General features: G+C 41.7%; 24 protein-coding genes. 1 reads left to right on the top strand and 23 read right to left on the bottom strand.

The window, feature by feature from the left end; all coding sequences use genetic code 11:
• Positions 1–5: 5 nt before the first annotated feature.
• The 8 genes from N8O43_RS07445 to cdaA form a co-directional block, all read right to left on the bottom strand.
• On the bottom strand, positions 6–1877 hold the full coding sequence (locus tag N8O43_RS07445; RefSeq protein ID WP_261089944.1) for an ABC-F family ATP-binding cassette domain-containing protein: 1872 nt from the start codon (positions 1875–1877) through the stop codon (positions 6–8).
• A complete protein-coding gene (locus N8O43_RS07440) occupies positions 1874–3073 on the bottom strand; it encodes a CCA tRNA nucleotidyltransferase (RefSeq protein WP_314726014.1) in 1200 nt (399 codons plus the stop codon). The genes N8O43_RS07445 and N8O43_RS07440 overlap by 4 nt, the downstream gene beginning before the upstream one ends.
• Positions 3070–3837 carry a 4-hydroxy-tetrahydrodipicolinate reductase gene (gene dapB, locus N8O43_RS07435; RefSeq protein WP_261089939.1) on the bottom strand — a complete coding sequence of 256 codons (768 nt, stop codon included), beginning with the start codon at positions 3835–3837 and terminating at the stop codon, positions 3070–3072. Before dapB ends, N8O43_RS07440 begins: the two co-directional genes overlap by 4 nt.
• A gap of 276 nt (positions 3838–4113) precedes the next feature.
• Positions 4114–4962: a DegV family protein gene (locus tag N8O43_RS07430; protein ID WP_261089938.1), complete on the bottom strand. Its 849-nt coding sequence runs from the start codon at positions 4960–4962 to the stop codon at positions 4114–4116.
• 1 nt (position 4963) lies between these two features.
• On the bottom strand, positions 4964–5338 hold the full coding sequence (locus N8O43_RS07425) for a DUF1149 family protein (protein ID WP_261089936.1): 375 nt from the start codon (positions 5336–5338) through the stop codon (positions 4964–4966).
• A gap of 73 nt (positions 5339–5411) precedes the next feature.
• Positions 5412–6764 carry a phosphoglucosamine mutase gene (gene glmM / locus N8O43_RS07420; protein ID WP_261089935.1) on the bottom strand — a complete coding sequence of 451 codons (1353 nt, stop codon included), beginning with the start codon at positions 6762–6764 and terminating at the stop codon, positions 5412–5414.
• Positions 6765–6788: 24 nt separating this feature from the next.
• Positions 6789–7568, bottom strand: a complete 780-nt coding sequence (locus N8O43_RS07415) for a CdaR family protein (RefSeq protein WP_001230940.1) — start codon at positions 7566–7568, stop codon at positions 6789–6791.
• Positions 7555–8412 carry a diadenylate cyclase CdaA gene (gene cdaA, locus N8O43_RS07410; RefSeq protein WP_261089934.1) on the bottom strand — a complete coding sequence of 286 codons (858 nt, stop codon included), beginning with the start codon at positions 8410–8412 and terminating at the stop codon, positions 7555–7557. The genes N8O43_RS07415 and cdaA overlap by 14 nt, the downstream gene beginning before the upstream one ends.
• A 138-nt stretch (positions 8413–8550) precedes the next feature.
• Between cdaA and N8O43_RS07405 the strand changes: the two genes are divergently transcribed.
• Positions 8551–9519: an NAD(P)/FAD-dependent oxidoreductase gene (locus tag N8O43_RS07405; RefSeq protein WP_000081016.1), complete on the top strand. Its 969-nt coding sequence runs from the start codon at positions 8551–8553 to the stop codon at positions 9517–9519.
• A gap of 34 nt (positions 9520–9553) precedes the next feature.
• Here the strand turns inward: N8O43_RS07405 and whiA are convergent, their stop codons facing one another.
• From whiA to N8O43_RS07330, 15 genes are all read right to left on the bottom strand, one after another.
• Positions 9554–10465: a DNA-binding protein WhiA gene (gene whiA, locus N8O43_RS07400; RefSeq protein WP_261089933.1), complete on the bottom strand. Its 912-nt coding sequence runs from the start codon at positions 10463–10465 to the stop codon at positions 9554–9556.
• Complete coding sequence (locus N8O43_RS07395; protein WP_001231075.1) at positions 10462–11439, bottom strand: YvcK family protein; 978 nt, start codon at positions 11437–11439, stop codon at positions 10462–10464. Before N8O43_RS07395 ends, whiA begins: the two co-directional genes overlap by 4 nt.
• Entirely contained in the window at positions 11436–12326 is an 891-nt protein-coding gene (gene rapZ, locus N8O43_RS07390; RefSeq protein ID WP_084925753.1) for an RNase adapter RapZ, read from the bottom strand. The genes N8O43_RS07395 and rapZ overlap by 4 nt, the downstream gene beginning before the upstream one ends.
• A gap of 51 nt (positions 12327–12377) precedes the next feature.
• On the bottom strand, positions 12378–12758 hold the full coding sequence (locus tag N8O43_RS07385; RefSeq protein WP_261089932.1) for a RidA family protein: 381 nt from the start codon (positions 12756–12758) through the stop codon (positions 12378–12380).
• Between the two features lie 10 nt (positions 12759–12768).
• On the bottom strand, positions 12769–13356 hold the full coding sequence (gene yihA, locus N8O43_RS07380; protein ID WP_261089931.1) for a ribosome biogenesis GTP-binding protein YihA/YsxC: 588 nt from the start codon (positions 13354–13356) through the stop codon (positions 12769–12771).
• A gap of 8 nt (positions 13357–13364) precedes the next feature.
• Positions 13365–14597, bottom strand: coding sequence for an ATP-dependent Clp protease ATP-binding subunit ClpX (gene clpX, locus N8O43_RS07375; RefSeq protein WP_012972566.1), 1233 nt, complete (start codon positions 14595–14597; stop codon positions 13365–13367).
• 40 nt (positions 14598–14637) lie between these two features.
• Positions 14638–14808: a hypothetical protein gene (locus tag N8O43_RS07370; protein ID WP_000442260.1), complete on the bottom strand. Its 171-nt coding sequence runs from the start codon at positions 14806–14808 to the stop codon at positions 14638–14640.
• Positions 14808–15314 (bottom strand): dihydrofolate reductase, encoded by a 507-nt coding sequence (locus N8O43_RS07365; protein WP_261089928.1) that lies wholly within the window; start codon positions 15312–15314, stop codon positions 14808–14810. The genes N8O43_RS07370 and N8O43_RS07365 overlap by 1 nt, the downstream gene beginning before the upstream one ends.
• A 131-nt stretch (positions 15315–15445) precedes the next feature.
• Positions 15446–15964 (bottom strand): Dps family protein, encoded by a 519-nt coding sequence (locus N8O43_RS07360; RefSeq protein WP_000229886.1) that lies wholly within the window; start codon positions 15962–15964, stop codon positions 15446–15448.
• A 231-nt stretch (positions 15965–16195) separates the two neighbouring features.
• A complete protein-coding gene (gene lytC / locus N8O43_RS07355; protein ID WP_261089927.1) occupies positions 16196–17710 on the bottom strand; it encodes a choline binding-anchored murein hydrolase LytC in 1515 nt (504 codons plus the stop codon).
• A 33-nt stretch (positions 17711–17743) separates the two neighbouring features.
• Positions 17744–18502, bottom strand: a complete 759-nt coding sequence (gene tpiA, locus N8O43_RS07350; RefSeq protein WP_084925750.1) for a triose-phosphate isomerase — start codon at positions 18500–18502, stop codon at positions 17744–17746.
• Positions 18503–18599: 97 nt separating this feature from the next.
• Positions 18600–19277 (bottom strand): DnaD domain-containing protein, encoded by a 678-nt coding sequence (locus tag N8O43_RS07345; RefSeq protein WP_261089926.1) that lies wholly within the window; start codon positions 19275–19277, stop codon positions 18600–18602.
• Positions 19278–19285: 8 nt separating this feature from the next.
• Entirely contained in the window at positions 19286–20230 is a 945-nt protein-coding gene (metA, locus tag N8O43_RS07340; RefSeq protein ID WP_261035235.1) for a homoserine O-acetyltransferase MetA, read from the bottom strand.
• A 182-nt stretch (positions 20231–20412) separates the two neighbouring features.
• Complete coding sequence (locus N8O43_RS07335; protein WP_001049318.1) at positions 20413–20925, bottom strand: adenine phosphoribosyltransferase; 513 nt, start codon at positions 20923–20925, stop codon at positions 20413–20415.
• An 86-nt stretch (positions 20926–21011) separates the two neighbouring features.
• Entirely contained in the window at positions 21012–21770 is a 759-nt protein-coding gene (locus N8O43_RS07330; protein ID WP_261089925.1) for a class I SAM-dependent methyltransferase, read from the bottom strand.
• Positions 21771–22133: the final 363 nt, after the last annotated feature.

Below are 22133 nucleotides of genomic sequence, written 5' to 3'. Positions count from 1 at the left end.
TTCTTCTAACTATCAAAGTCACTTAAATATTCATAGCGTTCGTATTTTTCAAGAAGTGCTTCGTTTTTCTCATCTAGCTCTTTTTGGAGAGTAGCCAGCTTACCAAAGTCAGAGCCATTTGCCTGCATCTCCTCTTCAATAGCAGTGATACGGTTTTCCAAGGCTTCAATATCGCCTTCAATACTTGCCCACTCCTGCTTTTCTTGGTAGGTCATGCGTTTCTTATCTTCACGGACCTTGACCACTTTTTCTTTTTCAATCTTTTGCACTTGATTGGCCATCTCTGTTTCAAAGGCTTTTTCATCTAAGTAGTCGGTGTAATGACCAAAGAAAGGACGAATCTTGCCATCCTCAAAAGCCAGAATCTTAGTCGCTACCTTATCCAAGAAATAGCGGTCGTGACTAACAGTCAAAACTGGACCAGCAAAGCCTTGCAAGAAATTCTCCAAAACTGTCAAGGTCGCAATATCTAGGTCATTTGTCGGTTCGTCCAAAAGAAGAACATTGGGTTTTTCCAAGAGCAGTTTGAGGAGATAAAGACGTTTTTTCTCTCCCCCAGACAATTTCTCAATCAAGGTTCCATGAGTCGAACGTGGGAAAAGGAACTGCTCCAACAACTCTGCAATCGAAGTCGTAGAACCACCGCTAGTCTTGAACTCTTCTGCCACTTCCTGCAAGTAATTGATAACTCGCTTGCTTTCATCCAAGCCCTCAATTTGCTGAGAGAAATAGGCAATGCGAACAGTTTCCCCAATCACAACTTGACCTGCTGTAGGCTCAAGACTTCCTGCAATCAAGTTGAGTAGGGTTGATTTTCCCACACCGTTATCCCCAACGATTCCGATACGGTCTTTAGCCTGAACTAAGAGATTAAAATCTTGCAAAATAGGCTTGTTTTCATAGGCAAAGGAAACATCCTGAAACTCGATAACTTTCTTCCCAATCCGACTGGTTTCAAAGTTCATGGTCAAGTCTGTCTCAGCAGCACCCACTGAAACATCCTTTTTCAGATCATGGAAACGATTGATACGAGCCTGCTGCTTGGTCGCACGCGCCTGCGGTTGTCTGCGCATCCAGGCCAATTCTTGTTTGTAGAGTTGTTCTTTTTTGTGAAGAAGAGCCGCGTCGCGCTCATCCTGTTCCGCCTTTAGGCGAACATAGTCCTGGTAATTTCCCTGGTACTCGGTCAAGCCTGCGCGATCCAATTCGAAAATCCGAGTTGACAAAGCGTCTAGGAAATAGCGATCGTGGGTGATAAAAAGGACGGTCTTCTTAGAATTTTTCAAAAAGAGGGTCAGCCACTCAATAGTCGCAATATCCAGATGGTTGGTCGGCTCATCCAGAAGCAATAGGTCGTGGTTGCCAAGAAGAACTTGCGCCAACTGGACCCGTCTTCTCAGACCACCTGACAATTCTCCAACTGGAGTTGATAAGTCCTGAATACCCAGCTTACTAAGAACCGTCTTGACCTGACTCTCAATTTCCCAAGCTTGGAGAGAGTCCATTTCTGCCATGACCCGTTCCAAACGCGCCTGCTTGTCCTCACTGTAGTTGAGCATGATCAATTCATACTCACGAATAATCTGGATTTCCTTGAGATCGCTGGATAGGACTGTATCCAAGACCGTCTTGCTATCATCAAAATCAGGGTCTTGGGTCAAGTAACCAATCTGGTAATCATTTTTAGCTGAAAAGGGACTGACATCCCCATCAAAGCCAGAAACACCAGAAAGGACATCTAAAAGGGTGGTCTTCCCTGTTCCATTGACACCAATCAGACCAATTCTGTCTAAGTCATGGATAATAAAGGAAATATCCTTAAAAACGGTCTTATCACCGACGGATTTACTTAGTTTTTCAACGATAAAATCACTCATTTTTTCTCCCTCAAGTAAGCATGGATGGCTTGTCGGTCATTTTCCAATGTTCCATCGACAATGGCATATTCAATCTCTGTTAAAATCTCTCCCAAGTCTGGGCCCGGCTGATAGTCATATTCCTTAATCAAAATACCACCGTTGATTTGGATTTCTTTCTTGTCATGAATGGTCAAACTCTGATAGGTTTCTGTGATGGCTTGTGGGTTGACTTCTTTTCCTTGAGCCTGACGAAGATTTTCAGCCTGTAAAAGTAAATCCAAGTCAAAGCGATAACAATCGCGCTTGCTCAATTCTCCCTTTTCACGCAAGGCCAAAATAGTCAGCAAATCCTGAACTTGCTTAGCAAACTGACGTGAGGTCTTCCAAGCTTTCAAAAATGGCTGCGCATTTTCAATCTCCAAAGCCCACAGTAAAGCCGCCCAAGCTTGCTCTGAAGATTCAAAGGTGAAATCAGTCTCCAAATCAAACAGTCTATTGAGCTTGTCCTGGCTAGCTGCCATATCAGGGAGATAGTCATAAGCTTGACTCTCAATCATGGAAGCCAAGCCCCTTCTCCAAAATGGAGCCAGCAAGAGTTTATCAAACTCAACGAAGGTACGCTCCACAGAAATTTTCTCCAAAAGTGGCGTCAAAGTCTTCATAGCTTTAAATGTTTCTGACTCAAGCTCAAAGCCAAGACTAGCCTGAAAACGGAAACCACGCATAATCCGTAAAGCATCTTCGTTGAAACGCTCACTAGCCACTCCAACTGCTCGTAAGACTTGCTTTTCCAAATCTTCTAAACCATGGAACAAGTCAATGATTTCTCCTGTCTCGTCCAGGGCAAAGGCATTGACTGTGAAATCACGGCGTTTGAGATCTTCTTCTAGCGAACGCACAAAGGAAACCGCACTGGGTCTACGATAGTCCACATAGACATCCTCTGTCCGAAAAGTAGTCACCTCATACTCCTCATCCCCATCTAAGACCAAGACAGTTCCATGCTCGATTCCGATATCGGCTGTTCGCGGAAAAATCTGCTTTGTCTCTTCTGGATAAGAAGACGTCGCAATATCCACATCGTGGATGGGACGATTGAGGAGGGCATCTCGCACAGATCCCCCAACAAAATAGGCTTCAAATCCTGCTTCTTTAATTTTTTCTAATACTGGTAAAGCCTTCTGAAATTCAGAAGGCATTTGCGTTAATCTCATAATAAGTGTTCTAATCCATAGACAAGCTCATGACGCTTGACAACTTCTTTAATTCCCAAATTGACCCCTGTCATGAAGGAGCTGCGATCATAGGAGTCATGACGGAGGGTCAATCCTTCTCCCTGATTGCCAAAGATGACTTCCTGATGGGCTACCAAGCCTGGCAAACGAACTGAGTGGATGCGCATGCCATCAAAGTCAGCACCACGAGCACCTACAATCAATTCTTCCTCATCAGGCGCACCTTGCTGGGTAGAGTCTCGAACTTCTGCCATTAACTCAGCTGTTTTAATAGCTGTGCCACTCGGAGCATCCTTTTTCTTGTCATGATGAAGCTCGATAATCTCCACATTTGGGAAATATTTAGCAGCCTGCCTTGCAAATTGCATGAGCAAGACAGCGCCCAAGGCAAAGTTAGGAGCAATCAAGCCCCCCAAATCTCGAGCACGAGAAAATGCTTTTAGCTCTGCAATTTCTTCACTTGTGAAACCAGTCGTTCCAACTACTGGAGAAAAGCCATTTTCAAGAGCAAAACGTGTATTTTCGTAGGCAACAGTTGGAGTAGTAAAATCTACCCAGACATCCGCTTCAAAACCAACCAAATCAGCCTTATCCTTGAAAACAGGAATACCCTGCCATTCTGATTCAGACTCAAAAGGATCCAAAACTGCTACCAAGTCCAAGTCTGGATCAACCAAGACCATCTGACAAGCAGCCTGGCCCATCTTTCCCTTAAAACCAGCAATAATTACTCGAATACTCATCTTTACTCCTATTTAAGATACAAAGCCTGTAGGAACACAAAGTGAAAATAGGAGTTCTAATCAAGGAGTGTCTCCTCCTTGGAAGAACTATATTTTTCACACAGTGCTCAAGGCGTGTTCAATTATCAAGATACAAAGGATCTTAGCTGCCCGTAAAAAATAGGGGGTGGCGCTGACTTTCCATGAAAGGCAAGACAGGCATCTTTTTTCGAGAGGCAGGTGGTCCGTGTTCAATCTCTAAGATACAAGATTTCTTAACTAGCTCAAAAGCGCCAACTAAATCACTGGAATATAACCTAAAGCAATGCTTCCTCCTCCTAGGTGTGTTCCAATGACACTACCAAATGTAGCAAGTGAAATATCCGTACCTACTTCAGAATCTAGCAAGTGCTGACGCAATTCTTCAGCCTTTTCAGGAGCATTTCCATGAATGACAATGATACGGTATTGGCCTGAAGCTGTGGCTTCCTTGATAATCTCAATTAAGCGCTTGGTTGCTTTCTTTTCAGTACGAACTTTTTCGTAAACTTCAATCACACCTTGGTCATTAAAATAAAGAATCGGCTTAATGCTTAGCAGATTGCCCAAAATAGCAGCTCCATTTGAAAGGCGTCCACCTTTAACCAAATGGTCCAAGTCATCCACCATGATGAAAGCAGAGGTATGACTAATTTGAATAGCTAGCTTATCTTGAATGATGGCAAAATCATCGCCCTGGTCTCGCCAATTAAAGACACTTTCAACCATGATACCCAGAGGAGCACTTGTAATCAAAGTATCTGGAAAAGCAATGGTTAATCCCTCATAATCATCGACCATATACTGGATATTTTGGTAAAAACCTGAAATTCCAGAAGATAGGAAAAGCCCCAAAGCATGGGTATAGCCTTGTTCTTTGAGTGAAGTTAGAATCTCATCTAACTTGGCAATACTTGGTTGACTGGTCTTAGGCAATTCAGAAGCCTGAGCCATTTTTTGGTAAAATTCCTCAGCAGTCAGATTGATACCTTCGACATACTCCTCACCATCAATATTGACAGGAATATCCAAGACAAATAAATCTTCTCTTTGCAAGGTATCTGCACTGAGATAGGCAGAGGAATCTGTGATAACAGCTAATTTCATATTAGAACTCCAAATTGATTCCTGGTAAGTCTAATGCAATTTCAGTTACTTCGTAAGTCAAACGGTTGAGCATGTTCAAACATGGACGAGCCAAGGTTTCCACTTCTTCTTGGTTCAATTCACTTGGTTCGTTAACAATACGACCATCGATATGGTTCACCTGTGAAATGGTTCCACTGATGACAAATTTATCAAATACAATCATAAAACTCAAGAAAACAATCAAGGAAGTCACTTGATTTTCTTGGTCATGTTGAATTAATTGGAAATTCACATCCACCTTAGTTTCAGGAGCTCCATTTTCATTTTCCCATTCAAAATTACGCGCATCAAAATGATACTGACTAACAAATTCTTGTTCACGTTTAAGATTCATGTCTTTCTCCCTTGGCTACAATATTATAAGCTATTGTACCATAATTTTTTATTTTCATCTAGTTTTCTAGGATTTAGTCAATCCCGATTTCAGCTCTAACTACGTCTGCGATAGTATCAACATAGTAGTCTACTTCTTCTGTTGTAGGAGCTTCTGCCATAACACGCAAGAGGGACTCTGTTCCACTTGGACGAACAAGGATACGGCCATTCCCTGCCATTTCTTCTTCCATCTTCTCGATGATATCCTTGATAGCTGGCACTTCCATAGCCTTTTCCTTCATGGCATTTTCCACTCGGATATTGACTAATTTTTGTGGATAGATGGTTACTTCTGCTGCCAACTCTGACAAGCTCTTACCAGTTTCCTTCATGATTTTTGTCAATTGGACAGCTGATAATTGACCATCACCTGTTGTATTGTAATCCATCAAGATAACGTGACCAGACTGTTCACCACCGAGGTTGTAGCCTGATTTTCGCATTTCTTCAACAACGTAACGATCGCCAACTGCAGTAACTGCCTTGTTAATGCCTTCACGGTCCAAGGCCTTGTGGAAACCAAGGTTAGACATAACGGTTGTCACAATTGTATTTTGGGCCAATTGTCCTTTTTCAGAAAGGTATTTCCCGATGATGTACATGATTTTGTCACCATCAACGATATCACCATTCTCATCAACAGCAATCAAGCGGTCACTGTCTCCGTCAAAGGCCAAACCAATAGCTGAGCCGCTTTCTTTGACCACTTCTTGAAGGGTTTCTGGGTGGGTTGAACCAACATTAAGGTTGATGTTAAGACCATCTGGTGTTTCTCCGATAACAGTTAATTGAGCGCCAAGATCTGCAAAGATTTGACGGGCACTTGTAGAAGCTGAACCATTGGCTGTATCCAAGGCAACCTTCATTCCATCAAGAGGAGTTCCAGTTGAAACAAGGTAGCCTTCATACTTACGCAAGCCTTCTGGATAATCTACCAAGGTTCCCAAGCCTTCTGCGCTTGGACGAGGAAGAGTATCTTCCGCAGCATCTAGCAAGGCTTCAATTTCTGCTTCTTTTTCATCATCTAGTTTGAAGCCATCACCGCCAAAGAACTTAATTCCATTATCAAGGGCTGGATTGTGACTAGCAGAAATCATGACACCCGCACTAGCTCCTTCAGTTTTGACCAAGTAAGCTACTGCTGGTGTTGCCAGAACGCCTAGTTTGTATACGTGAATCCCCACAGAAAGGAGTCCCGCCACCAAGGCTGATTCTAGCATTTCTCCTGAAATACGTGTATCACGTCCTACAAAAACTTTCGGTGCTTCCGTTTCATGTTGGCTAAGAACATATCCTCCAAAACGTCCTAGCTTAAAGGCCAATTCTGGCGTTAATTCTACGTTAGCTTCTCCACGGACTCCATCAGTCCCAAAATATTTACCCATTTTTATAAAATCCTTTTCCTATTTTTAATTCGTTTTTGAACTAGTTGCTTTCGTTGACGAAGATGTCTCCGACGAACTGCTTGTAGTTGAATTTGATGTACTTGAACTTGGTGCTACTGGTTTTGTAGTCACCTTCATTGTTGTGTCGAACGGAGTAATAACTGCCGGTAAGACAACACCATTACGGTCGATTGCCTGCAAAGGTACTGAACCACTGTAATTTCCTGTAATCCGTTCGCTAGTTGGTAAAAGCGCAATAATACGATCAATTTTAGCTAGTGTTTCTTGGTCAGTTGTGACAGAAACTCGTTCGTTTGACACGGTTACACTATCAATTTGTAGCTTGGAATCAATCTGGCTTTGGTCAACTTGTGGCACAACAATCATCCCATCTCGCTTAACCTTCTTCCCAACTTTCACTGTAATCTTTTGAGGCGTTGCCACAGCGGTCAATCCGCTTGGAAGATTTTCAATATTCAAGGGAACTTCAATCGTTCCAACACTGGCATCCGTCAAATCCGCTGTGACCTTAAACTTACGAGTGCTCTCCTGCATTTCGCTGGCCAAGGTCACACGATTAGCTCCGGTTAATATCACTGAAACTTCTGATGCAAATCCACTAATGAAATACTGGTCATTATCATAGTGAATATCGATAGGAACGTTCGTTATCGTATTGGTGTAGGTTTCTGATTTGACCTGCCTTGCGGTATTGCTATTTTGAAAGTTGGTTGACGTCGCATAGATAAATAAGACACAAGCAAAAAAGAGAGATGAAATGATATATAGACTATTTTTTCTCATATTTCCAACCTCCTAGCAAACGGTCCTTAAAACTGACTTTTTCCTCAACAGCTGGCAAAAGTATTGTTCGTAGCTCTGCTTCAAATTCTTCAATCGTCAAGTCATGTTTGAAGACCCCATTGTAGGTAATAGAAATACCACCTGTTTCCTCTGAGACGATAAAGGTCAAGGCATCGGACACTTCTGATAAGCCGATAGCCGCCCGGTGTCTGGTCCCAAATTCCTTGGAAATCCCTGTGCTTTCTGTCAAGGGCAGATAGGCAGAAGTTACCGCAATCCGATTTTCTCTGATAATCACAGCACCGTCATGTAGAGGAGTGTTGGGGATAAAGATATTAATAAGGAGTTCAGCTGAAATATTGGCATCCAAGGGAATACCTGTAGCGATGTATTCTTGCAAGGTCCGAACTCGTTGGACGGCAACTAGAGCACCAATCTTACGAGGACTCATATATTCAACCGACTTGACAAAGGCACGAATCATTTGCTCTTCTGCACTAATTTGAGCAGTAGAAAAGAAATCTGTCGCCCTTCCCAAGCGTTCCAAACCAGTCCGAATCTCTGGAGAGAAGATAACAACCGCAGCAATAACCCCATAGGTGATAATTTGATTAATCAACCAAGAAATCGTTGTTAAACCAAGGATATTGGCCACAACCTGGGCTAATACAAAGATCACGACCCCACGCACCAAAATCATAATCTTGGTGCCAGCTATCGCTTTTGTAAAACGATATAAAATATAGGCCACAATCAAAATATCAAACAGATTGATGGCAATACTCCAAGGACTAGAAAACAAGCTAGTCCAATATTGCAGGTTGGATAATTGTTGAAAGTTCATCTGCTGTCTCCTCTCTGTCCAAACACGTTCCTTTCTATTATACCATTTTTCTGACATTTTTTTCCCTATCCTACTTCATTTTAAATTAAAGAAAAAATATGATAAAATAAACTGACTAGAAAAAACAAAGGAGAAACCATGTCTCAACTCTATGATATTACCATTGTAGGTGGTGGTCCCGTCGGACTTTTTGCAGCCTTCTATGCCCACCTACGCCAAGCCAAGGTCCAAATCATCGACTCCCTTCCACAACTAGGTGGACAACCTGCTATTCTCTATCCTGAAAAGGAAATCCTCGACGTTCCAGGTTTCCCAAACCTGACTGGAGAAGAATTGACCAACCGCTTGATTGAACAACTAAACGGCTTTGATACCCCTATTCATCTCAATGAAACGGTTCTTGAGATTGAAAAACAAGAGGAAGGATTTGTCATCACAACTTCTAAAGGAAGTCACCTGTCTAAAACAGTTATCATCGCTATGGGTGGCGGTGCCTTTAAACCACGTCCGCTGGAACTAGAAGGCGTTGAGGGCTATGAAAATATCCACTACCACGTTTCCAACATCCAGCAATACGCTGGTAAGAAAGTGACGATTCTGGGTGGTGGGGACTCAGCTGTAGATTGGGCTTTGGCTTTTGAAAAAATTGCGCCAACTACCCTTGTTCACCGCAGAGATAATTTCCGCGCCTTGGAACACAGTGTTCAAGCCTTACAAGAATCATCTGTATCCATCAAGACACCATTCGTTCCTAGCCAACTTCTTGGAGATGGAAAAACGCTTGACAAGTTGGAAATCACAAAAGTCAAATCTGATGAAGCAGAAACTATTGACCTAGACCACCTCTTTGTCAACTATGGTTTCAAATCTTCTGTCGGTAACCTTAAAAACTGGGGTCTGGACCTCAACCGCCACAAGATTATCGTCAACAGCAAACAGGAATCCAGCCAAGCAGGTATCTATGCTATCGGTGACTGCTGCTACTATGACGGAAAAATTGATCTGATTGCAACAGGGCTTGGAGAAGCACCAACCGCTGTTAACAACGCCATCAACTACATTGACCCAGAGCAAAAAGTACAACCAAAACACTCTACTAGTTTATAAAAAAAGAACCACGAGTCACATAGGATTCGTGGTTTTATAGTTCATCGGCTAATTTGTTTATCTTTCTGAGTCTGTGGTTGACACCACTTTTTGTAAGGGGAGTGCTAAGACTATCTGCCAACTGCTGGATAGAGTAGTCTGGGTGCTGAATCCGCAGCTGCGCCACTTCCTGCAAATCCACTGGCAGGTTTTCTAAGCCCATGATATATTTGATTTTGCTGATATTGTTGATAGTCTTCATGCTGGCAGAGACTGTCCGAGCGATATTCGCCGTCTCGGCATTATTGGCCCGATTGAGGTCGTTACGGGTTTCTCGCAAAATCTTAACCCGCTCAAAATCATCACGCGCCTCCATAGCTCCGATGACTATCAAGAAGTCCATAATATCTTCGGCACGCTGGAGATAGGTCACAGCTCCCTTCTTGCGCTCAAGCACCTTGGCATCCAGTAAAAATTGCTGGAGAAGAGAGGCAATCCCTTGCGCGTGGTCTAGATAAACAGAACTGATTTCCAGCTGGTACTTACCTGACTCAGGGTCACGAATGCTTCCATTTGCCAAGAAAGCGCCACAAAGATAAGCACGACCTGCTTCCTCGTCTGATAAAATCTCCTCGTCAATACCTGTTTCCAGACCAAAAAAGGAGTCTGCCAAGTGCAAATCACTCAGCAGGTCCTGCACCTTTTCATCTGTAAAAACGGTATAGACCCGATTCTTACGAAGATTACTTCTTTGGTGGTGTCGGATTTCCGATTTGATTTCATAGAAATGGAGAAAGGACTCATAGAGGTGACGAGCCAGTTTGGCATTTTCTGTCACGACAGACAAGGTTAGGCCCGAGGTCGAGAGACCGATGCTACCAGACATCTTGATAATGGCAGATAATTCATGCCGGCTTAGATGGTGCTGACCTAGGATTTCTTCTTTTACTGCTACTGTGAAACTCATTTTCTCACCTGTATAATGCGCATCAATTCGTCCACTATCAAATCCCCATCGTGGAAGGCACCCCCATTTTCCAGACGAAGGAAGTTGGATGAAATCACACGCGGAACTTGCTTACAAAGACCAGCAAAATCATGTTCCACCTGCACCAAATATTCATCAAACCGGTTGGAATTCATGTATTCCTGAGGCACTTTTTCGATATTCACCAAGACAGTGTCGATAAAAGGTCGGCCAAGGTGACGATGCAAGACTTCCACGTGGTCACTATCTGTAAAGTGTTCTGTCTCCCCACGTTGGGTCATAATATTGCAGACATAGGCGATTTCTGCCTTGGTTTCCAAAAGCGCCTGCCCGATTTCCTTAATCACGATATTGGGCAAAATAGAGGTAAATAGAGAACCAGGTCCGAGGACAATCATGTCACTTTCAAGAATGGTCTGCACTACTCGACGGCTGGCCAGAGGCGTATCATCGTTGAGGGTATTGGTCACATAGACATGGTCAATCATGCCTGGATGGTCTGCAATATGGCTCTCTCCAGCAACTTCTGTCCCATCCTGAAAGACTGCATGAAGGGTCAAGGGATGGTCACTGGAAGGATAAATCTTCCCAGTTGTATGGAAAAATTTGCTCAGTAACTGCATGGCATTGTAGGTCGAACCCTGCATTTCTGACAGGCCAGCAATAATGAGATTTCCCAACGGATGGCCAGCAAAGGCTCCTGCATCCTCAGAAAAGCGATACTGAAAGACTTTCTCATAAAACTTAGGCATATCCGACATGGCCACAAGGACATTGCGAAGATCACCTGGCGGTGTCAACTGCTGCATATTTTTTCTGAGTTCACCTGAAGAACCACCATCATCCGCCACCGTTACGATAGCAGCGATTTCCACATCTTTTTCCCGCAGACTTTTTAGAATGACAGGGATCCCAGTCCCTCCACCAATCACCGTTATTTTTGGTTTTCTCATGAACGGTTTACCGTTTCCTTTCTTCGGTCTTTGTCGCGATGCCCTTCATTAACAGGCCAATTCTTGGATAAGTCCTGCGCCAAGCGTTTAGCAAAGGCCACACTACGGTGTTGTCCACCTGTACAACCCATGGCAATGGTCAAAACGGACTTCCCTTCCTTTTGGTAACTTGGTAAAATCGGCTCAATCAAGGCCAACAAATGCTGATAAAAGTCTTCTGACTCAGGATGGTTCATGACATAATCATAAACTGGTTCATCCACACCCGTTTGGTTTCTCAGTTCTAGAAGGTAATAGGGATTTGGCAAGAAACGGACATCAAAGACTAGGTCCGCATCAATTGGGATTCCATATTTAAAACCGAAAGACATGACCTCGATACGGAAAGACTGGGCTTGCTCTTGATCTGAAAACTGCTCTGCAATGGTTTTACGCAGCTCACGAGGAGTAAGTTCAGTCGTATCCACCACATTTTGACTCATATTTTTCAAAGGTGCCAAGAGTTCACGTTCCAACTTGATTCCATCTAAAATACGACCGTCTGCTGCTAGTGGGTGACTCCGTCTGGTTTCCTTGTAACGAGCAACCAATTCCTTATCAGCTGCATCCAAAAAGAGAATTTTGAAATCCAAATCATCTTGATTTTCCAACTCATCCAAGACAGCTTGAATTTCTGAAAAGAAAGAACGGCTACGCATATCCACTACCAAGGCCAACTTATGGTCATCTTCCTTTGTTTCCACCAACTGCAAAAACTTAGGCAAGAGAGCTGGAGGCATATTATCAATAGTGAAATAACCTAGATCCTCAAAAGACTGAATGGCTACGGTTTTCCCTGCACCACTCATCCCTGTCACAATCACCAAGTGAAGTTGTTTCTTTGTCATCTTTTTCTCCTTATATCAAAAGAAGTTTGGCAACACCAAACTTCAACTAGCTTATCCAATCTCTGCGATGACTTCAATTTCGACTTTTACATCACGAGGAAGACGAGCTACCTCTACTGCTGAACGAGCTGGAAATTCCTCTTTAAAGGCCGTTTGGTAAACCTCGTTAAAAGGAACAAAGTCGTTCATATCGCTCAAGAAGCAAGTTGTTTTGACAACATGGTCAAAGTCTGTTCCTGCTTCTGCCAAAATAGCACCGATGTTTTTTAAGACTTGTTCTGTCTGTTCTTGAATCGTTTCTCCAACGATTTCCCCAGTTTCAGGAGAGAGAGGAACTTGACCGCTAGCAAACAAAAGACTGCCAACGATTTTTCCTTGAACATAAGGCCCGATAGCCTTTGGAGCTTTGTCTGTATGAATTGTTTTTGCCATTTTCTTTTCCTCACAATTTTTCTAAGATTGCATCCCAAGCCTCATCCATCCCTGCCTTGCTGACAGATGAAAAGAGGATAAAGTCGTCACTTGGGTCAAAGTTTAATTTCTTTTTGATTGCTGATTCGTGCTTGTTCCATTTACCACGAGGAATCTTGTCTGCCTTGGTCGCAACGATGACGACCGGAATCTCATAGTACTTGAGAAATTCGTACATCTGCACATCATCTGCTGACGGGTCATGACGGAGGTCAACTAGACTGACCACTGCACGGAGATTTTCCCGAGTCGTTAGATACTCTTCAATCATGCGCCCCCACTTTTCACGTTCCTTTTTGGAAACACGGGCATAACCATAACCAGGCACATCCACAAAGCGCATCTTGTCGTCGATATTGAAGAAGTTAAGAAGCTGGGTTTTCCCAGGTTTTCCTGACGTACGAGCCAGATTCTTACGGTTCAACATAGTGTTGATAAAGCTAGACTTACCAACATTGGAACGCCCTGCTAGGGCAATCTCTGGCAGTTCATCCTGCGGATAGTGGGACTTATTTGCCGCACTGAGCAAGATTTCTGCATTGTGTGTATTAAGTTCCATAGTCACCTCTAGGCTGTTTCCAAGATTGGTTTATCCGTTCCATCGACAGCTTCTTTTGTGATGCGAACCAATTTCACATTTTCCTGACTCGGTACTTCAAACATGACGTCTAGCATGGTTTCTTCGATGATCGAGCGAAGACCACGCGCACCAGTTTTGCGTTCGATAGCCTTATTGGCGATTTCTTGAAGGGCTTCGTCGTCAAATTCCAACTCGACATCATCATAAGAAAGCAAGGTTTGGTATTGTTTGACCAAGGCATTTCTTGGCTCTTTCAAGATACGAACCAAGTCATCAACCGTCAATTGCTCAAGAGCAGCAAAAACAGGCAAGCGTCCAATCAACTCAGGGATAATACCAAATTTTTGAATATCTTCTGCGATGATTTCTTGCATGTAAGAGCTGTTTTCGTCAATCGCTTTATTATTTTGACCAAATCCGATGACTTTTTCACCCAGACGTTGTTTGACAATTTCTTCAATGCCATCAAAAGCACCACCCACGATGAAGAGAATATTTTTGGTATCCACTTGAATCATCTCTTGTTGCGGATGTTTGCGTCCACCTTGAGGCGGCACGCTAGCAACAGTTCCTTCGATAATCTTGAGAAGGGCTTGTTGCACGCCTTCACCAGAAACATCACGTGTGATAGACACGTTCTCACTCTTCTTAGCAATCTTGTCAATTTCATCCACATAGATAATGCCACGCTCTGCACGTTCAATGTTAAAGTCAGCAGCCTGCAAGAGTTTGAGAAGAATATTTTCCACGTCCTCACCCACATAACCAGCCTCAGTAAGAGCTGTCGCATCTGCGATCGCAAAAGGTACATTCAAGCTCTTAGCCAAGGTCTGGGCAAGGAATGTTTTCCCTGAACCAGTTGGGCCAATCATCAAGATGTTTGACTTCTGCAAATCCACATCTTCCGACTCTTCACGCGTATCGTGAAAATTGATACGTTTGTAGTGGTTATAAACCGCCACTGCCAAGGCACGCTTGGCACGATCTTGACCAATTACATAGTGGTTCAAGATATGGAGGAGTTCGATTGGTTTTGGTACCTCAGACAAGTCTGCTAAAACTTCCTCAGCCAACTCCTCTCGAATGATTTCCTGGGCCAACTCTACACATTCATTACAGATAAAGGCGTTGTTGCCAGCGATTATTTTTTGTACTTCTTCTTGGCTTTTACCACAAAATGAGCAATAAACCATCATATCATTATTCCTATTTGTAGGCATGATTTCCTTCCGTTCTATTCTTTTTATACTGTCATTCTATCTAAAATAAGGTCATGTAAAAAGCATGGATACTATTGACCAAATTAGTAAAGGCATTTAACCAGAGCAGGACAGAAAGTCCATAACGCTTCTTACGAAAAGCCTGTGCTCCTGCAAGCAAGCAAACCAAACACAGCATGGCTGTGAAAAAACCAAATATACTACGTTCCATTAGACTTCCTTTCTCTTGCGGTATTGGATAGTAAAATCATAAGGATTTTTCTCATCTTTGGCGTAAAATTTGCTTGAAACTATTTCAAAAATAGACAAGTCAAACTCTTCAGGAAAATAGGTATCTCCCTCCACCCGAGCATGGATTTGAGTGACAATTACTTCATCCAAATAGGGTTCAAAAGCCTGAAAAATCTGATTTCCACCGAGAATATAAAGATTCTTGTCTTGAGCCTGATACCAATCTAAGACAGACTGGACATCATAAAAAGTAGTAACCCCATCTATCTTTTCTTCTGGATTACGAGTCAAAATCAAGGTCTCCCGTTTTGGAAGCAAGCGACGCCCTATCCCATCAAAGGTCACGCGCCCCATCAAGATAGCATGATTCAGAGTTGTTTCTTTAAAGTGTTGCAATTCTGCTGGCAAATGCCAAGGCAGACGATTGTCCTTACCAATAACACCCTTTTCATCCTGGGCCCAAATAGCTACGATTTTCTTAGTCATGCTTCCATCCTTTTTACTGATAGTACTATTTTATCAAAAAACTCAAAAAAAGACTGGTTTGGAATAGCTTACAGAATAGAAAAAAATCCGTAAGAGGCATCCTACAGATTTTTATATGATTATTCTATTTCTTACAAACCAGGTGCTTGTCCAAGTTCTGCCGCAAGCATCCAAACCGTTTTCTCAAGTTCAGCTTTAGCACCAACAAAGATATCGTTTGTCACATCATCACCTTCTTCATCAGTAACATCCAAAGCTTTTTGGAACAGAGTGATGAGATAACGATAAACATCTAGGACACGTTCCAAGCTTTCTTCAACATTACGGTATTCACCAGCTTCTTCTTCGATTTCACTATGTTGAAGGAATTCTGTCAAAGTAGAGAATGGGCTGCCACCAAGTGTAATCAAACGTTCGCTGATTTCGTCAAGATAGCCATCAAGGCTGTCCATGTATTCATCCATTTTTGGATGCCACACAAGAAAACCACGACCGCGCATATACCAGTGTACTTGGTGCAAAGCAACGTGAGCTACGTACAAATCAGCAACAGCTTGGTTCAATACTTCCTTTGTTTTTGCCAATGCTACTGGCGCTACTTTTGTCAATGATGTTACGTCTTTTACTGCTTCTTTTTTCAATTCTACCATTTTATTTTACCTCGTTTATTATTTTTTGTAACCACTTCTTAATGATTACTACCTTAGTATACTACTAAGTAAAACCAATAGCAAGCCAAATGACTCACATGAGAAAAGTTGCAATAGACTGATAATTTAAGAATTTTTTAGAATGAAACCCAGTCACTTTCAATCTCTCTTAACAGAGATAAAATAAAGAAAAGAGCATACAAATGTACACTCTTTTCTCAGTTTTACATCTTAATACCAGACGCTAACATCCACACGTCCTCGAATCCCTTTAAGAGAGTCAGATGAAGTATATTGCCATCCTTTTTCTCCTGAATAATGAGGATTATTCCAATCAAGCGCATCCGTATAAGCTGCAACCCAGTTTACATGTTGTAAAATATTTGGATGATTCAAACGAGTTTGCAAAAGTTGACGATAGCTATAAACTTTCACGTTTTGGTAACCAGCATGCTTCATGGTTTCCATATACTTATTGATAATTTTAACCCAAGTAGCTGTGTCAGTCGGAGCTTTCTTGGTCTTATTTAAATACTCCCAATTTTCAACATCATAGTAGATTGGATAAGACAGGTTCATCTTATATTTCTTCAAGAGTTCAATAGTCTGTTTGGCATCATTCTCAGCATCTGTTTCATTTTCTGCATAGGTATAAAGATAAACACCATAAGGAATGCCTAGTCGATTAAATTCTTGAATATTATAAGCTAATTCTTTATCTTCTACACCACTATATCCCAAGCGAACAATAACGCCATCAACCCCATTTTCCTGAATAACCTTTTTCCAATCACTAATGCGGCCATTATGCTCACTGACATCAATAACCTTCTTAGCACGGTCAGTTCCGACCTGTTCTTCACGATGGTTAAAGAAATAACGGTGTCCATTTCGATAAACCCAACCAACATTCAAGTCTTTCTTTTCTTTTAACTCACCTGAGTCAGAAAAAATATAGCGAGCATCATCCATGACTAATTCACCAGTCGCCATAGCACCACTTCCTGTCAAATAATAGTTTCCATGCCACTCATCTTGAGCCATGTATCCCCACTTCTTGAAATAATACCACTTGCCATCAATCTTTTGCCACTCTTGATTTGCATAAGAACCATCGGACTTAAGATAGAAGTAAGACGAATAGGCTGGATCATAGAGCCATTCATTTTGCATCATGGCACCTTGACCATTTAGGAAATAACTTCCCTGCCATTGACTTTTAGCTAAATAGCCCCATTTTTTAAAATAGTACCATTTACCTCCAACAGAATGCCATTCCTGGTTAGCATAAGAACCATCAGACTTCAGGTAAAACCAATTCTTATAGGCGTTATCATAAACCCATTCATTCTTAGCCATATAACCACCTGATTTTAGGTAGTAATTGCCCTGCCACTCATTTTGAGCATAACGACCGTCTGACTTAATATAAAACCAAGCCTTATAGTAGTTATCAAAAATCCACTCACTCTTTGCTTTGGAACCATCAGCCTTTACATAATAATCCCCATCCCAGTGGGCAGAAGCAGTGGTCTTTACTCCTGCGCTCGTTTGAGTTTTATTAGAAGACTGATTTTGCTCTGAACTACTTGAAACTGTCGTTGCATCCTGCGAAGTTTTTGCCACTTCAGTTTCATTTGCAGCGACCTGGCTAGTTGCCAATCCTAGTAAGCAGATACTTGCTAATCCAATTTTTCCAATCTTTGTTTTCAATCTTTCCTCTCCTATAAAAAATGGAACAGACATCTCAATGCTGTTCCACCTAGCTTTTGCTACTGATTATTTTACAAAGTCAAGCAAAGCCAAGAAGCTTTCTGCTTCAAGTGACGCACCACCTACAAGGGCACCGTCAACGTCTGGGCAAGCCATGTATGAAGCAACGTTTTCAGGTTTAACAGAACCACCGTATTGAACACGAACTTTGTCCGCCACTTCTTGACCGAAGTCAGCAGCTACAACGTCACGGACAACTTTACACATTTTTTGTGCATCGTCTTGTGAAGCTGATTTACCAGTACCGATAGCCCAGATTGGCTCATAAGCGATAACTGATGCAGCAACTTGATCAGCAGTCAATCCAGCCAATGCAGCAGATACTTGAGCACCTACGAATTCAGCAGCTTTACCAGCTTCGTAAGTTTCAAGTGACTCACCACAACAGATGATTGGAAGCATACCGTTTGCAAAGATTGCTTTTGCTTTTTTGTTGATATCTTCGTCAGTTTCATGGAAGTAGTCACGGCGTTCTGAGTGACCGATAACAACATAGTCAGTACCGATTTCTTTCAAAACTTGTGGGCTTGTTTCACCAGTGAAAGCACCTGCATTTTCAAAGTAGCAGTTTTGAGCAGCAACTTTAAGGTTTGAACCTTTTGCAGCTGCAAGAACCGTTGTCAAATCAAGAGCTGGAGCTGCGATACCTGCTTCAACAAGATCTGATGAAGGAAGTTTTGATGCAACTACTTCAACGAATGCTTTAGCTTCTTCTGGATTTTTGTTCATTTTCCAGTTACCAGCGATAAATGGTTTACGTGACATTTCACATACCTCTTTTTTCAATTTATTTTCTACTTATTTTATCACAATTATACACAGCTTGCAAATCTTACTCGGATTTCAAGCCTGCTTGTAACGATCAATCCTTCCAGAGATCCATAGCATTTCTAAAATCTGCCGATACCTGTGTCAACTGAGGATTGCTTGCTTCTCTCTCTGCCCGCTTGGCCTCTATTTGAGCCACACTTTTGATGCCTTCATGGCGCCAATTTCTCAAAATGGCCTGGATATACTTCCAGTTTGGTTTTCCATTCAAAACCGCTTCACGAAGAGCCTCCTTAATCAAGTCAGCACTGGTTCCATCTTCCTTTAGTGTCTTAGTCAAATCCTCAATCTCAAAAGGAGTCAACAAGCGTCCCAACTCCTGCTGGAAAGTTTCCACCAAATTCTTAAGCTGATTTTGAGGTGTCAACTGGTCTGAACTTGAATGAGCAGCTCCAAGGAAATTATCCAAACGTTCCAATGCCAAACTAGCATCAAAAAGCAATTCGATTTCGCCATTTAATTCGATAGTACGATACTGAAGCAGTCCCCTCTCCGTCAGATTGGAAATGGCCTGATTGACATCCGAAATTTCCTTACCAATCCTTTCAGCAATCTGGCTTGGCGACATTTCATCCAAACCTGTCGTATTTTGCAAATAGAAAAATTGCCAGACCAGAAAATCGTCGCTAGAAGGAAAGAGTTCCTTAAAATGCAAGAGCAGGGCACTCGGTAAAACCAAGTTCCCTGATTTAAAAGCGTCTAAATATGTCATAATTCCTCTTATAAATACCCAAATGCAGATGCATCATCTTCTATTTTTCTCCAGTCAAAAGGGGTTTCCTGATAGACTGCATAATTTACCCAGTTACTGAAAAAGAGGGCTGCTGATGAAGACCAACAAAGACAAGGTGTCTGGTTGACATCATCATCCTTAAAGTAATTTTCTGGAATATGTGGATCTAAACCTGCGTCACGATCTCTAAAATACTCTTTTGCCAAGGTATCACGGTCATATTCCAAATGCCCAAAACTATAAATTTCTCGTAAATCACGACTAGCCAAAATCGAAACCCCAACCTGAGGTCCTTCAGATAAAATCTCGAGATTGGTTTTGTTTAAGACCTCTTCCTTGGAAATCTCCGTGTGCCGTGAATGAGGTGATACATAGCTATCATCAAAACCTCTAAAGAGAAGGTGACTCTCTTTTAGAGTATCCTGAGGATAAATACCTGATAACTTATTGTCCATCTGGTATTTTTCAACCCCATAACGCAGATAAAGACCAGCCTGAGCCCCCCAACAGATATGAAGGGTCGAATAGACATGGGTCTTGGACCACTCGATTACCTGACTGAATTCCTCCCAATAGTCCACTTCCTCAAATGGTAAATGCTCAACTGGAGCACCCGTGATAATCATCCCATCAAAATACTCGTCCTTAACTTCAGGAAAAGTTTTATAAAAGGTCTCCATGTGCTCTGAACGAGTTGTCTTAGAACGGTGGCTTTCCATATAGAGAAAATCAATATCCAGTTGTAGGGGTGTATTAGCCAAATGGCGCAGCAACTGGGTCTCTGTGACCATTTTCTGTGGCATGAGATTTAAAATTAAAATCTTCAAAGGACGGATATCTTGGTGGGCCGCACGTTGATCATCCATGACAAAGATATTCTCTGTCCGTAAAATCTCAACAGCTGGTAATTTTTTATCAATTCGAATCGGCATAACCCTCTCCTAACTGTACTCTTTCAGGAATAATTGCATATGTTTGAAGCCAAATCTCAAACACCTAGTCCTTTTATTATACTGCAAGAAGATATAGTTTTCAATTATACTTTTTCTCTAACTAGCTATAGTCTATTTTTATATCCTAATGTAGAGAAAACAGCCCTAGGGACTGTTTTTGATTAATAATGCATAAGAACTTTGTAATCGTAGTCACCGATTTTTTCACGGCCGTTCAATTCATCCAATTCAACAAGGAAGGCACAACCTGCTACAACACCACCAAGTTTTTCAATCATCTCGATCGTTGCCTTCACAGTTCCACCTGTTGCCAAGAGGTCATCTACGATCAGAACACGTTGACCTGGCTTAATAGCATCTGCGTGCATAGTCAAGGTATCAACACCGTACTCTTTTTCATAGTCAGCAGAAATGACTTCACGTGGCAATTTCCCTGGCTTACGAACAGGCGCAAAACCAATTCCCAACTCAAAGGCAACTGGACAACCCACGATAAATCCACGAGCCTCAGGTCCCACGATCATGTCAATTTTCTTGTCAGTAGCATACTGAACGATTTCACGAACAGCGTAGCTATAAGCATTTCCATCAGCCATCAAAGGACTAATATCACGGAAGGTGATGCCTTCCTTAGGATAATTTTCAATTGTTGCAATATAATCTTTTAAATTCATCTTTTTCTTTCTTTCAAAGTTTTTTACTCTCTATTATAGCATATTTTTTAAGAAAGAAAAAAGGAAAAGTTAACATCAATGATTATCTAACGATTTGACGATTTATGACTAGCCATAGCAATAAAACCCAAGTTCTTTTTATTCTTATCGAACATTTTATACATAGTTAAAAACTGCTTTCTATTCTCCTTTTTACAAGCATTTACACAAATTTTCAAGGTTCCTAGCCAACCTTCGTCATAAATCATACCTGATAATTTCATTAATGTCATTTCACCAGTCAATACTTTCACATCACAATAACCTGATTCTATCATCACCTGTTCCCAACCATCTTGAGTTAAAGGACCCACATTTACATGAATTGCTTGTGACAGTTCCTGTCTGACAGACTCTTTAGCTTCCTTAAGAAGCACATCATGTGTCAAGAGAAGACCTTCAGGTTTTAAAACCCTTAGATATTCCATTACACATTTTTTCTTAGCTTGATCGGCTTGCATAGTCAGCATAGCTTCATTTATAACAATATCAAAACTAGCATCTTCATAAGGAAGTTTCATTGCATTAGCTCTTTCAAAACTGATTAAATGAGCAACACCTGCCGTTTCAGCAGACTTTTTAGCCACTTCTAAAGCTTGAGCATCCATATCAACAGCAGTTATCTTACAACCAAAACGCTGTGCCAACTCAATTGCTGTAGTTCCCCTATTACACGCAACCTCTAGAATTCTCTTTTCTTTTGAAAATCCTCCTTCTGCAATTAACCAATCTGTGGCACGTTTTCCACCTGGGCGTAAGCGTTTTTTCCCCAGTTTTGCTAAAAACTTATGACCTGCTTCTGACATTTGAACACCTCTGTTTTTTTCTTCATTATAACATAAAATGATATTGTCTGACAATTCTAATCTATTTTTTGATGAACTATAATCAAACGCATACAGTCTGCCATGATTATAGCATAAATTTATTAATTAACTCTCTAGTTCGAATTCAATTGCTCACGTAGTATACTCATATAGGTTCACTAGTAGATGGTAACCACGGAGTACTTACATCTCAGATGAACGACATGGCTGTTATACTCAAAAAAAGAAAGGACGAAATGTGTCCTTTCTCGAGCTTAGCTTTCCTTCTACCCACTACAGTTGACAAAGATCCAAAAAAACCTGATGAATCGAATGATTCATCAGGTTTAAACAGATATGTTC

The sequence above is a fragment of the Streptococcus mitis genome (assembly GCF_946190335.1).
Classification (GTDB): Bacteria; Bacillota; Bacilli; order Lactobacillales; family Streptococcaceae; genus Streptococcus; species Streptococcus mitis_CH.
This window is presented reverse-complemented; position numbering and strand designations above follow the sequence as displayed.

Excerpts from the sequence above, each read along its gene's own strand:
- N8O43_RS07445 (WP_261089944.1), bottom strand. The coding sequence starts at position 1,877 with ATGAGTGATTTTATCGTTGAAAAACTAAGTAAATCCGTCGGTGATAAG.
- N8O43_RS07440 (WP_314726014.1), bottom strand. The coding sequence starts at position 3,073 with ATGAGATTAACGCAAATGCCTTCTGAATTTCAGAAGGCTTTACCAGTA.
- dapB (WP_261089939.1), bottom strand. The coding sequence starts at position 3,837 with ATGAGTATTCGAGTAATTATTGCTGGTTTTAAGGGAAAGATGGGCCAG.
- N8O43_RS07430 (WP_261089938.1), bottom strand. The coding sequence starts at position 4,962 with ATGAAATTAGCTGTTATCACAGATTCCTCTGCCTATCTCAGTGCAGAT.
- N8O43_RS07425 (WP_261089936.1), bottom strand. The coding sequence starts at position 5,338 with ATGAATCTTAAACGTGAACAAGAATTTGTTAGTCAGTATCATTTTGAT.
- glmM (WP_261089935.1), bottom strand. The coding sequence starts at position 6,764 with ATGGGTAAATATTTTGGGACTGATGGAGTCCGTGGAGAAGCTAACGTA.
- N8O43_RS07415 (WP_001230940.1), bottom strand. The coding sequence starts at position 7,568 with ATGAGAAAAAATAGTCTATATATCATTTCATCTCTCTTTTTTGCTTGT.
- cdaA (WP_261089934.1), bottom strand. The coding sequence starts at position 8,412 with ATGAACTTTCAACAATTATCCAACCTGCAATATTGGACTAGCTTGTTT.
- N8O43_RS07405 (WP_000081016.1), top strand. The coding sequence starts at position 8,551 with ATGTCTCAACTCTATGATATTACCATTGTAGGTGGTGGTCCCGTCGGA.
- whiA (WP_261089933.1), bottom strand. The coding sequence starts at position 10,465 with ATGAGTTTCACAGTAGCAGTAAAAGAAGAAATCCTAGGTCAGCACCAT.
- N8O43_RS07395 (WP_001231075.1), bottom strand. The coding sequence starts at position 11,439 with ATGAGAAAACCAAAAATAACGGTGATTGGTGGAGGGACTGGGATCCCT.
- rapZ (WP_084925753.1), bottom strand. The coding sequence starts at position 12,326 with ATGACAAAGAAACAACTTCACTTGGTGATTGTGACAGGGATGAGTGGT.
- N8O43_RS07385 (WP_261089932.1), bottom strand. The coding sequence starts at position 12,758 with ATGGCAAAAACAATTCATACAGACAAAGCTCCAAAGGCTATCGGGCCT.
- yihA (WP_261089931.1), bottom strand. The coding sequence starts at position 13,356 with ATGGAACTTAATACACACAATGCAGAAATCTTGCTCAGTGCGGCAAAT.
- clpX (WP_012972566.1), bottom strand. The coding sequence starts at position 14,597 with ATGCCTACAAATAGGAATAATGATATGATGGTTTATTGCTCATTTTGT.
- N8O43_RS07370 (WP_000442260.1), bottom strand. The coding sequence starts at position 14,808 with ATGGAACGTAGTATATTTGGTTTTTTCACAGCCATGCTGTGTTTGGTT.
- N8O43_RS07365 (WP_261089928.1), bottom strand. The coding sequence starts at position 15,314 with ATGACTAAGAAAATCGTAGCTATTTGGGCCCAGGATGAAAAGGGTGTT.
- N8O43_RS07360 (WP_000229886.1), bottom strand. The coding sequence starts at position 15,964 with ATGGTAGAATTGAAAAAAGAAGCAGTAAAAGACGTAACATCATTGACA.
- lytC (WP_261089927.1), bottom strand. The coding sequence starts at position 17,710 with ATGTCTGTTCCATTTTTTATAGGAGAGGAAAGATTGAAAACAAAGATT.
- tpiA (WP_084925750.1), bottom strand. The coding sequence starts at position 18,502 with ATGTCACGTAAACCATTTATCGCTGGTAACTGGAAAATGAACAAAAAT.
- N8O43_RS07345 (WP_261089926.1), bottom strand. The coding sequence starts at position 19,277 with ATGACATATTTAGACGCTTTTAAATCAGGGAACTTGGTTTTACCGAGT.
- metA (WP_261035235.1), bottom strand. The coding sequence starts at position 20,230 with ATGCCGATTCGAATTGATAAAAAATTACCAGCTGTTGAGATTTTACGG.
- N8O43_RS07335 (WP_001049318.1), bottom strand. The coding sequence starts at position 20,925 with ATGAATTTAAAAGATTATATTGCAACAATTGAAAATTATCCTAAGGAA.
- N8O43_RS07330 (WP_261089925.1), bottom strand. The coding sequence starts at position 21,770 with ATGTCAGAAGCAGGTCATAAGTTTTTAGCAAAACTGGGGAAAAAACGC.